This is a genomic window from Ohtaekwangia sp. (assembly GCF_036568665.1).
Lineage (GTDB): Bacteria > Bacteroidota > Bacteroidia > Cytophagales > Cyclobacteriaceae > Ohtaekwangia.
Genome location: NZ_DATCSD010000219.1, coordinates 1 through 12,287, shown reverse-complemented (window position 1 = coordinate 12,287; position 12,287 = coordinate 1). Strand labels below are relative to the sequence as shown.

Annotated in this window: 7 protein-coding genes; 1 reads left to right on the top strand and 6 read right to left on the bottom strand. The window is 46.6% G+C overall.

Annotated features, from left to right (window positions below):
* A partial coding sequence (locus VIN08_RS12375; RefSeq protein WP_331965259.1) for a helix-turn-helix transcriptional regulator occupies window positions 1–180 on the top strand: 180 nt, incomplete at its 5' end.
* Between the two features lie 94 nt (window positions 181–274).
* Here VIN08_RS12375 and VIN08_RS12370 read toward each other — a convergent pair.
* The 6 genes from VIN08_RS12370 to VIN08_RS12345 all read right to left on the bottom strand — a co-directional run.
* Entirely contained in the window at window positions 275–2,632 is a 2,358-nt protein-coding gene (locus VIN08_RS12370; RefSeq protein ID WP_331965256.1) for a carbohydrate-binding protein, read from the bottom strand.
* Window positions 2,633–3,275: 643 nt separating this feature from the next.
* The gene (locus VIN08_RS12365; protein WP_331965253.1) at window positions 3,276–5,618 is read right to left on the bottom strand and encodes a glycoside hydrolase family 3 N-terminal domain-containing protein; all 2,343 of its coding nucleotides are present in this window, start codon (window positions 5,616–5,618) and stop codon (window positions 3,276–3,278) included.
* A 159-nt stretch (window positions 5,619–5,777) separates the two neighbouring features.
* The gene (locus VIN08_RS12360; protein WP_331965250.1) at window positions 5,778–6,650 is read right to left on the bottom strand and encodes a PKD domain-containing protein; all 873 of its coding nucleotides are present in this window, start codon (window positions 6,648–6,650) and stop codon (window positions 5,778–5,780) included.
* Window positions 6,651–6,664: 14 nt separating this feature from the next.
* Complete coding sequence (locus tag VIN08_RS12355; protein ID WP_331965247.1) at window positions 6,665–8,197, bottom strand: RagB/SusD family nutrient uptake outer membrane protein; 1,533 nt, start codon at window positions 8,195–8,197, stop codon at window positions 6,665–6,667.
* A 15-nt stretch (window positions 8,198–8,212) separates the two neighbouring features.
* Window positions 8,213–11,350, bottom strand: coding sequence for a TonB-dependent receptor (locus VIN08_RS12350; RefSeq protein ID WP_331965244.1), 3,138 nt, complete (start codon window positions 11,348–11,350; stop codon window positions 8,213–8,215).
* Window positions 11,351–11,804: 454 nt separating this feature from the next.
* On the bottom strand, window positions 11,805–12,287 hold a 483-nt coding region (locus VIN08_RS12345; RefSeq protein ID WP_331965241.1), incomplete at its 5' end, for a helix-turn-helix transcriptional regulator.

Below are 12,287 nucleotides of genomic sequence, written 5' to 3'. Positions count from 1 at the left end.
ACACTGAGTCCGCAGGAAATAAAGCTGAGTGCCTACCTGCGCATGAATCTCTCTTCGAAAGAGATCGCTCAACTATTAAATATATCTGTTCGCGGAGTGGAGATCAGCCGCTACCGCTTACGCAAGAAGATACAACTGGACCGCAACAAAAACCTCCAGGATTTTATTCTGAACTTCTGATATTATATATACTATAAAAAAAGGAACGGAGATATGGCTCCGCTCCCTGTATATTATACTATGTTAAGCTAAAACTTAACACTATTCATTAACGCTATTGATTAACGATTACTTTCTTTGTAACAATACGCTCTTTACTCTTCATCTGCACAATGTATATACCGGCCGCTACTTTACCAACCGGCAGCACATCGTTCACTTCGGCTTTCAGAATTACTTTGCCGGATGCATTGGTAATACTTACGGTAGAAGGTTTTGCTACTCGTACGGTAAATGTACCGGCAGATGGATTCGGGTATACCGTTAACTCATCGTTCTGTTCATTATATACTGCCGATTCGGTTGCCGCTATGCGTGCGCCTGAACCTGTGCCATAGGTAAATGCTTCCCAGCCGGATATAGTGGTGCGATTGCACGTCATGGCTTGTGTGCCGTTTTCAGAAGATATATACCGACCATTGTTTCCACGCAGCGATATTTTTCCATCGGCATTTACTACCCAATCAAATTTTTCCCAATCGCCAACCGTAGTACGACTGCAGGTAATAGCGGCCGCACCGTTCTCTGACGATACATATTTACTCATGCTGCGCAGCGCTATTTTTCCGCCACCGGCATCTACCACGGTAAATTGTTCCCATGTACCCACCGTTGGACGGTTGCAGTTCATGGCGGTAGTACCATTCTCGCCACTTACATATTGATTATTTATACCCCTCAGCCAGATCACTTGTCCGATGGGAGCACTCCCACCCGAGGGAGAAGATATTCTTATCCAGTTCAAATTAAAACCGGCACCAGTAATCGCTATACCAAGTTGTTGTTGTCCTGCGGGCAGTGTTACAGTATGCGATATAGTTTGCCATACCTGCCAGCCACCCGTGTTAGGAACAGTAATGGTACCATACGTTGCACCACCACCAAATTGTTCAAGACGCAATGCACCTGTTGTGTTCTGACTCGCTACTCTATACTCAACGGTATAGGTACCGGCAGCAGGTATATTTACCCGGTAGCCCAGCCAATCGCCAACATCGAGATAGCCTACATTTTGACCACCGCCTGTATCGGTAGTCGTTTCGGTTTGTACACCACTCATGGCGCAATAGCCTTCTGCCTGTATAGTGGCCGGTATAGCCGTATAATTACCCGTACAGCTTGTAGAGGATGAACCGCGTCTTGGATCTACAGCAGCCAGGGGACCGGAGTTCACTACGGTGTTGGCAAACTGTATATTATTCAATACACCACTCATGGCGGATACACCATCTGTTAAATATGGCGGGCCTATAATTCTTCTTAATGCAGCATTGGCTGTAGAGCTGGTGCGCTTGTACGTCCAGTGTGCCCAACCTATATTATTCGCATTGAGCTTATCTACATTCTGGCGAAGCCACTCATCGGAATTCTCTCCGGTCTCTCCTACCCACACCGGTACATTATGCCGCGTTCTGAATTCTGTAAGATTGATGAGACGGTTGATCTGGTTCGGATTACCATCGCGTATATAGTCATCGCCTTCGTTTATCCAGTAGCGGTGTGCATTATATACCAGGTTCGATTGATTATCGAATGTAAAGGGTTCGAGGTAATCATAATTATTACCCCAGCCGTTTCCTTCAATCATGATCAGGTGTGTATCGCCGAGGGCACGTACAGCATTTACCAGTCTGTTCAACAACGTATGGATTGTTTGATTCTGCGGCACATTGTTCGGCTCGTTGATCAGATCCCAGAAAGCCACGGTGTTGTTGTTGATATAGCGGGTAACGATCTTTTCCCACAGGCGTACCGTAATGTCCTGGTATATCTGGCGATTCCACAGATCATTACCTACCAATGCATCGGCTATATTTGAATCGGTACCCTGTGCTCCTGGTGCTGCGTGTAAATCTACAATTACATACATGCCGCGGGCCGCACACCAGTTCAAACAGTTCTCTAATGTTCTAAAGCCTTCCAGGTTCGGATCTACAAACAACTGGTTATTGTTATACCACGTGGTAAGCGAATTGACATACGTGGTATAGTTTGCTGAATTACGAATTACATTATTACGCACGGTGCGTTGTGCCGGTGTAAGGAACAGATCGTAGTGCATAGGTATACGCACGCAGTTGAAGCCCTGATCGGCAATCCAGTTTATATCGGCTTGTGTAATAAAGTTATCGCGCCAGCTTTGATAGAATGCTTCTACCTGTGCTTCGCTCTGGCCCTGATCATATAGTCTCTTTTTGAATGATCCCTGTGTGCCGCCTCCACTCGGGTTCATCATATAGCCTTCCTGTAACAGCCAACCTCCCAAGCCCACACCCTTCAGAATAACTTCCTGGTTGGAAGCATTCACAATCCGTGTTCCATCGGCTCGTAGCCGGCTCTGTGTCCTTCCCTGCAGAAAGACCAGCAGCAACATCAGAAACAATGTTCCTCTCCGTAAAATTTGTAGCATCATGGTTTAAAATTTTGGGTTTAAGTAATTCTATTGCAAACGTTTTTACGTGTCGTTCAAACGTTTACACTAAATATAGGACGCACACTTTTACACACCCGAAAGGCATTCTACACTTCAGCCTCTACACTATTTTTCCGGTGTACGCCCTCACTACGCCAAGCTTGCTACGCAGCTTGATAATCAGTGTTTTGAAAATATCAGGTGGTGGAACACTATATATATTATATCTATGTAGTCAGGTGTTTCCACCAGACTAGGGGCTTTCTACAAATGAAATCATGTTGCTGCATCAAGATAGGTTCTTTCGCTTACCTGATTCTTTCTAGCGCATTCCATAGCCCGCTCCCGGGCCGCGGGGCCCCGCATATTCCACCTGGGCTGCATACAATCCGCGCATGCCTTGCCAGACCGAAGATTGGATGAGGCCCAGTTGAAATATGCTGGAAGGGAAAAGACACTGATACCGGTATATATATAGGTGTGCAGTCAGGTGTTTCCACCTGACTGTAAGAAACCCGTATTCAGAGAATATTAACTGTGTCAGATGGAAACATCTGACGTCACTAACAACTACTGAAACGCCATAAAAAAAGCCGCTGTTTTGGCAGCGGCTTTACTTGTGATCTATTTTATAGAATATATATTATAACTGTGGAGCGCCTTCGCGGAAGGTTTTGTTGGCAGTTAAGCTGAATTTAGTCTTGAGTGTAGCAACGTTAATTTCGTAGTCGCCTTTCTCTACTGTCCATTGCATGTCTTTACCAACAAAGGCTATATCCCGTGCGCCAATTGTAAAGGTAACTTTCTGCGACTCGCCCGGCTTGAGCGATATCTTCTCAAAACCGCGCAGGCGTTTTACATCGGGTGTTACAGAGGCATACAGATCAGAAATAAACAACTGTATTACTTCTTTACCTTCGCGTGTACCGGTGTTCTTTACGGTTACGGATATAGTCATTTTCTCTTCCGGAGTTACCGATGCCTTGCTTACCTGCAGATCGCTATACTCAAATGTAGTATAGCTTAATCCGAAGCCGAATGGATATTGAATAGCGAAGTCAGATTCGTAATCATATACTCCCTGCATCTTGCTTTGTTCTTCCGATGGTTTGTGATCGTACGTTACCAGTGTATTGGCAAACATCGGGTAGGTATAGGGTAATTTACCGCTCGGGTTTACATTGCCATAGAGTATATCGGCTGCTGCATCACCACCAAAGTTACCGGGCAGGTATAGATGCACTACTCCCTGCACATCTCTTTCGATAGCACTGATAAGACGCGGGCGACCTTCGTTCAATACTAAAATTACCGGCTTGCCTGTTTTACTCAATGCCTTTACCAACGCTACCTGGTTTGCTGATAATGTAAGCTCGTGCAAGTCGCCAGGCTTCTCGGTATAGCTGTTCTCACCAACGCATGCCACGATATAGTCTACCGTAGCAGCTGCTTTTACGGCAGCCTCTATATTGATGTCTTTCTCTTCCCAATACTTACCATTGTCGTTATAGGCAATGCCTTGCACGAAGGTGATGTTCTCTTTGCCACCTTTCAATTGAAGGGCTTCCAGAATGGTATTATACTTTTCGCCAAACTCATTTACTTTTTCTCCCTGCCATGAATATGACCAGCCGCCATTCAGCGCACGCATGGAGTTAGCATTCGGACCTGTTACCAACACTTTTGCATTCTTCTTCAGCGGAAGTATATTGTTAGCATTCTTCAACAATGTGATTGCTTCTGCCGCTGCCTGGTATGCCGACTGCTCAAATGCCTTGCTGCCAAACTCCGGATAATCTTTATAGTTTGTTACCGGCTTTTCGAAAAGACCGAGATCAAATTTCAACGTGAGTATTCTGCGCACAGCATCGTCTATACGAGTCATGGGCACTTCGCCTTCTTTTACCAATTCGATCAGGTAATCACAGAAGCGGAAATTATAGGGAATCATTGACATATCTATACCGGCATTGATCGCGAGCTTCACGGCTTCTTTTGGAGTAGCGGCTACTTTATCGCGCTCATACAGGTTATCGATATCTTTCCAGTCGGTAACAACCACACCTTTAAAGCCCAGCTCTTCCTTGAGAAGTTTGGTAAGTATGGTGGGATCTGCATGCACCGGTATACCATTGATAAGACCCGAGTTGATCATTACCGAATGCGCACCTGCATCGATAGCTGCTTTGAATGCCGGCAAATGTCTTTCGCGTAATTCTATCTCCGGTATAAATGCGGGTGTTCTGTCTTTCCCGGATTGTGGCACCTGGTAACCCAGGAAGTGCTTCAGTGTAGAAGCAACATGTACAGGATTCTTTACATCATTGCTTTTACCTTCATAGCCTTCAATCATCTGCCTGCCCATTTCAGTAGCGAGATATACATCTTCGCCAAAGGTTTCCCACAAGCGGGGAAAGCGCGGGTCGCGACCGAGGTCTAATACGGGCGAAAAATTCCAGGGTATAGCAGAGGCTCTTGTTTCGTAAGCGCATATCTCTGCACCGCGTTTTACGAGCGAGCGGTTCCAGGTAGCCGCTTGTGCTATCTGCTGCGGAAAAAATGTAGCGCCTGCCGTATAGGTTGTGCCGTGTATGGCATCTATACCATAGATCACCGGTATCTTCAGGCGTGTTTCTTTTGTTGCTACATCCTGTAATTGGGTGATGATCTCCTGCCACTTCTCCACAGTACGTGCGCGATTGTTCGCAGTGTTCAATACAGAGCCGATCTTGTAATCGAGCAATGCCTTGCGCACAATGGCCATATCAAGTTGCAGTGGTTCATCACTTACATATTCATTTTTACCTTTGGTAATAACATCCAGCGTTACCTGCGCCATCTGCCCTACTTTTTCTTCGAGGGTCATTTTGGCCAGCAGTGCTTCTACTTTTTCATTGGTGGGTACTGGTTCTACAGGCTTCTGCGCCTGAAACAGAAACAGCAACACGAACGACAGGCACCAGGTGCCAACAATCTTCTTCTTCATGAAAATTTGTTTAAAATCTATTGGAAGTGTAAACGTACTGTATTTACCCGACAGTATCTTCATCACGAAGTATATATACTGTCTTTATACATCTGCCTTTAATAGCAACAAGCTGCCGATGTTACCACCAGCAGCTTGTATTGCCAAACCAAAATAAGATCATTTTGTACCGCGCAGCTCCACGTTGTCGATGGATATACCGGTTGTTCCTAAATTACTACCGCCTGTGCGGATCATCAGATATACTGTACCACTCTGCGGGAAGGTCACCACACCACCGGAGCCGGAGCAAGATATAGAGGAGAGCTTTGCATTGAAGGCTGTTTTGCCGCAACCTGCCCAGGTGTTCAACCCCAGGCGCGTACCCCCATCGTTGTAATCTTTACCGGGCACGGGTTCTGCTGTGCCTACATATACTTCAAACCATACATCCGTAGCACCGCTTCCGGAAACAGTCATGTCTACTTTATACTTCTTGCCGCCTTCTACTTGTATGGCCTGGTATATACCGGCATGGCCACCGCTTCCACCACTGGCAATCATCTTGTTATCGAGGATCGCGAACGTTACACCTGCGCTATAGGTAACGAAGTTCCATTTACTTTCATCACCGGCATTCATCTTGCCACCTACTACCAGATTACCCGATGCAGGATCGGATGTATCTACCGTAAGGGTCTTTGATGATACGGCTGATGCGCCTCCTCTTCCATACGCTTTCAACGTGATGGTATAAGTACCGGCATCCGGATAGAAAACTGTATCGATCGCTTTACCCATGGTTTTCGGAAAACCAACACCATCGTCTTTGTCCCAGCGAACACCGATCAGATCGGTCTGGTCTGCCGCGAACACATAGGTATTGTTCTTTCCTTCTACCGGAGTAATGGTAAAAGATGCAGATATACCGGGGTCACTCAACCCGTTGCCATCACCATTACCAAACTCATCGGGCTGACAGGCAGTAAATATACCAGCCACCAGTATGCTGAGTGCAGCATATAGTTTCATTGTATTTATAGTCAGTTTCATAGTTGTCGTGTTTATTATTTAGTACCGCCCCACTCTTTGCTTTGTTCAAGCTTGGTGTTGTTCAGCTCGTTCAATGGTATAGGGAGGATCTCATGTTTACCGGCAACAAAGCCGCGATCAGCCAGTGCGGCAGCAGCATCGCCCCAGCGCACCAGGTCAAACCAGCGATGTCCTTCACCAGCCAGTTCAAGGCGTCTCTCATTCTTGATGTTGAGCAGTGTTGCTGTTATAGGGCCAAGTCCTACGCGGGCACGCACAGCATTCAGCAATGCATCTGCTCTTGCCTGGTCCGTACCGGTTTGTACCAGCGCTTCTGCTTCGAGCAGGTATGTATCAGCCAATCGTATCTCATACATGTTCTGCGGATAGTTCAGCTCGGGAGCTCCTGCAGCACCTACCGGTGTATTGGATTTTCTTCCGGCAAATTTTTCCAGGAACCATCCGGTGTTCTGTGCACCCGGTGTATAGTCTGCTATACCATATTGCTTCAGACTGTCGAGGTTCGCTATGGTATATTTATAGCGTGGGTCGTAGTGTATAGCATCAAACAGACTTTTTGTTACCGGGAAGTAACTCCAGCCCGAAATATAGTCGGGAGCGTTGGCCGTCTTGGTAGTATATCCTCTCGGGCCGGTCATGATGTTGAGTATATTTCCTTCTGTACAGGCAATACAGCTCCAGCCACCGGCTGATGTACTGGTGTAGCCTACTTCGAAGATCGACTCGCTGTTGAATTTTACATCAGCCGTAGATTTCCAGAGATCGCCAAAATTATCGATCAGCTTATATCCGTACGTTGCGTTCAACTGGCCCGGTGTGCCGTTCACTTCTTTCAGCTCGGCAGCAGCTTCAGCATATTTCTTTTCGTACATATATACTTTACCGAGCAACGCATGTGCTATACCTTTGGTAATGCGACCACCTTCCGTTGCAGCCGGTACGGTGTTGGGCAGGTTGGGCTCTGCTATAGCGGCCAGCAGGTCTTCTTCAATCTGCTTGTATACATCTTCCGGTGCAGCTTGTGTGATGTTATACATCTCATCCGGAGAAACTGTTTCGTTCAGCAGCGGTATATTCTTGAACAGACGTACCAGGTCGAAGTTGAAATACGCGCGCAACACCAGTGTTTCGGCAGTATATCGCAGCTTCAGGCTTTCATCCATCGGTACACCCGGTAATTTTTGCAGCAAGGTGTTTGCTCTGAAAATTCCGGAGTAACCTTTTTTCCACAGATCTTCCTGCGGACCGATAGCCGGTGTCAATACATAGTCTGACAGTGATGTGAAAGTTTTATCACCGGTTCCTTCACCTCCACCGAGGTGATCGTCTGATGCAGCGCACATGGCTCCTACTTTGGTAGTAAGATTACCACCCTGCCATCCTACCACATCGTATACAGCGATCAGACCATTGAAAGCCTGTTGCTGATTGAGGTAATAATTTGATTCAAGGTCGAGACCTTTTGGTTTCGGTTCGAGAAAATCACTGCAAGAGCTCAACGGCTGCAACGCTGCAGCAAAAGCTATATATTTTATATACTTTTTCATGTTTGTGTTCATTGTTTAGAATCCAACCATTACACCGGCCATATACGAACGTGCCTGCGGATATATACCGCGGTCTATACTCATGGTGCCTCCACCAATTTCAGGATCGTATCCGTTATACTTGGTGAACGTTGCCAGGTTTTCGCTCATGATATATACCCGCACGCGCTCCAGACCTGCTTTGGAAACAATGGCCTTTGGTATAGTATATCCGAGCTGTATATTCTTGATGCGGAAGTAGCTTCCGTTCTTCAGGTAAAAATCCGAAGGATTTGCCAGGTTGTTGTTAGGATCGCTGGTGATCAGACGAGGATAGGTATTGGATGTACCCGGGCCTGTCCAACGACCTAATGCTTCTGTCTGCCAGTTCGAAGCCGGTATACCGAAGCGTCTTAAGCCCTGGAATATTTTGTTGCCGGCAGCACCTTGCGAGAAGAGTGTAAAGTCAAATCCTTTATACGCTACATTGAAGGTAAAGCCATAGGTATATTTCGGCATCGGGTTACCGAGGAACTTGCGGTCGTTCTCGTTAATAACACCATCACCATTTACATCTTCCCATTTGAAATCGCCCGGGCGTGCATTGGGTTGTATCTTTCCTTTTGCTCCGGTATACGCTTCTATTTCTTCCTGTGTCTGGAATATACCCAGCGTCTGGAATCCATAGAATGAATTATAGGTGTGACCAACTTCTGTACGCGTTATACCATACGCACTTCCCTGGAAGCCTGCGTTACCATCGGTGAGGAATGTTATACCATTACCGAGATAGGTAACCTTGTTCTGCAGGTACGATACGTTACCATTCAACCCGAATGTAAATTCTCCTATCGTTTTATGCCAGCCGAGTTCCAGTTCTACACCGGAGTTCTGCATATCGGCTACGTTCGCTGCAGGGTTAGATATAGCTCCTACATAACCCGGTATACGCGGGTTCTGCAAAATATCGCTGGTAACTTTCTTATACCAGTCGAATGTAATATTGAAGTCTTGCAGGAATGTTGCTTCGAAACCAATGTTGGTAGACGTTGTCTGCTCCCACTTCAGGTCCGGGTTAGCAGGCGCATTCGGACTGAAACCATTCTGGTATGCACCGGTATTTCCGAATGTATAGTTACGTCCGCTACCAATGGTTGATAAGAATGAGAAGTTACCGATGTTGTCATTTCCTACTACACCGTAGCTACCGCGAATCTTCAGGAAGTTCACGATGTCGTTAGCAGGCCAGAAGTTTTCCAGTGAAGGCACCCAGCCGAGTGAGAACGAAGGAAATATACCGAAGCGATGGTTGGTACCGAAACGTGATGAACCATCTCTGCGCACGAGTGCCGATACCAGGTATTTCTCTTTATAGTTATAGTTGATACGACCGAAGAGCGAAGCCACTGTGTGCTTCTGTCCTTCCGATGCATCGGACGTACGTTGTGTAGCCGGTACTTTATAGTTGAAAGAAGCATCTTCAAAATTATCGGCCGGTATACCGTTGAACGTTACACGCGTCATCTGCGTGTTGTCGTCCAGGTATGCACCCTGTCCCACCAGCACGGTTATGTTATGATCCTGTATAGAACGGGTATAAGAAATTGTATTCTCCAGGTTCCAGTCTACACGTACGTTGTTCTCGCGTGTAAATGAGTTTTGTGAAATGACATTCGAGGTATTGAGGAAATATACCGGTGTGAACGACTCACTTCCATAGAAAGCAAGCTTGGTACCGATGGTAGAGCGCAGCTTCAGTCCTTTGAGCGGTTCTGCTTCTGCATAAAAGTTACCAATGATATTGTGTGCCGAGCTGTTGTTACCCAACTGCTTGGAAATATAGGCCAGCGGGTTGGTCATCTCCTGTCCTACCTGGCTGGATATACCATACGGATTTCCGTTGGCATCTCTGCGCACCGGGTTGTTGGAGTATGGCGGTGCATTGGCTATGGTTGGATCTGTAACTACTACCGGAGTGATTGGGTCGAGGTTAATAGCAGAACTTAACGGTCCGCCAAATTCACTGTTCGTGTTTCCTAAACCAATGGATTTGTTATAGGCATAACCAAGGTTCTGACCTACCGACAACCACTTCTTGATTTTGTGTGTAGAGTTAAGACGAATGTTAAAACGTTTATACTTGGATATATCGGTAGCTACTATACCATCCTGACTCAGGTAACCGAATGAAGTATAGAAGGTAGATTTATCATTACCACCGCTGATGCTCAGCTCGTGGTTCTGACGTTTCGCGCTGTTGTTGAATATAGTTGCCTGCCAATCGGTACCTGTACCATACGACTGCGGATCAGCATACGGCAGCGGATCGCCATTGGCAGCTGCGGCTTCATTACGAAGTGTAGCATATTGTGTGGCATTCAACAGATCCAGTTTGCGTGCCGGTGATGATACACCGTAGTAGCCATTGTAATTTACTTTCAGTCCACCCGATTTACCTTTCTTGGTAGTGATCAGAATTACACCGGCAGCAGCACGCGCTCCATATATAGCCTGTGATGCTGCGTCTTTCAATACTTCGATCGATTCAATATCGGATTGATTGAGATAGCCTATACCACCGTTGTCGATGATCACACCATCCACTACCCACAGCGGCTGGTTGTTGTTGCCGCCATCGCGGTTAAAGGATGTGATACCGCGTAGACGTACCGTTGCGCCTTCGCCCGGCTGGCCAGAGTTGGCGGCAATGGTGAGACCGGAGGTTCTTCCCTGCAACGCCTGCTCTATACGGTTAACCGGCATACCTTCCAGGTCGGATGCCTTTACGCTGGAGATCGCACCGGATACTACACTTTTCTTTTGTGTACCGTATCCCACCACCACTACTTCATCGAGCGTAGATATATCTGCGCGCAGAGCAATGTCGATTGTGTTACGACCACCAACCAGTACTTCTTCTTTTGCATAACCAACAAAGGAATATATCAGGATGGCATCGGAAGATGATACTTCGAGTGAGTATCGACCTTCAATATCCGAAATAGTACCCGTGCTGGTACCTTTCACCACAACGTTTACACCAGGCAGGAGTTCGCCTGTTTTTTCATCCTTCACTGTTCCGGACACAACCTGTTGCGCTTGGGCGTAGGTGCAGGTGATGACCATGAACAGCAGGAGGAAGAGCTGCTTCCTCTTCTGTAGAATTTCTCTCATACGTTTAACATTAGGTTTGGGTTAATAAACTTAAAGCGATGAAAACGTTTACTATCGATTGATTCTAGCAATCGTTTCCGATCAGGACCAAAAGTATAGGGATGCTGTTCGTGGACGCATACAAACGACTACGGTTCGAATACTGCATGCAAAAAGCCGGGCTCGTCAGCACTACGTCACGACCAAATTCAAGACTGATTTTCAAATTGTTAGCTATACGCAGCGCGTGACGAGCGCTGAAAAAAATTGAGAAGATTACTCGCTTCTAACTACTATGCCGAGAATTGTTTCCCGCATCCCGATAGCTATCGGGAGCAGACAAGCGCAGATAAATGCAAAAGAATTTCCCCACGTCCCATAGTTATCGGGAACAGATCGACACAGATAAATACAGGGTTTTATCTGCGTATCTCTGCGAGATCTGCGGGAGAGAAAAATTCTGTGGGAAAACAAATCAAGAGACTTCGTCTGGCACATCGGCCGGGGACTTGTCGCTGGAGGAGTATAATTTTTCGAGGAAAGCGGCCATGTCTTGTTCGTGGCTCATGCCCAGCCTTTTGCGCAATCTATACCGCGCAGTTTCTACACCGCGCACGGATATATTTAATATAGAGGCGATCTCTTTATTCGTCAGGTTCATACGCACAAACGCGCAGAGCTGCAGTTCTTTCTGGGTAAGATCGGAGAATGTAGACTTGAGCTGTGCAAAAAACTCGTGGTGTACGCGCTCAAAGTTCGCTTCAAATACCTGTATATGTTCTTCGTTCTGCAGGTTGGCGTTGATCTTCTTCATCAGGTCGCGCACCATTTGCCGGGGCGTATCGCTGCGAACAGCATCGCGTAACACCTTCAGGTCTTCGTGCATCTCCGAAAGCAACTCGCGTTTCTTTACCAACAGCATGGTATAGTTGGCGAGTTCTTTACTCTTATGTATAAC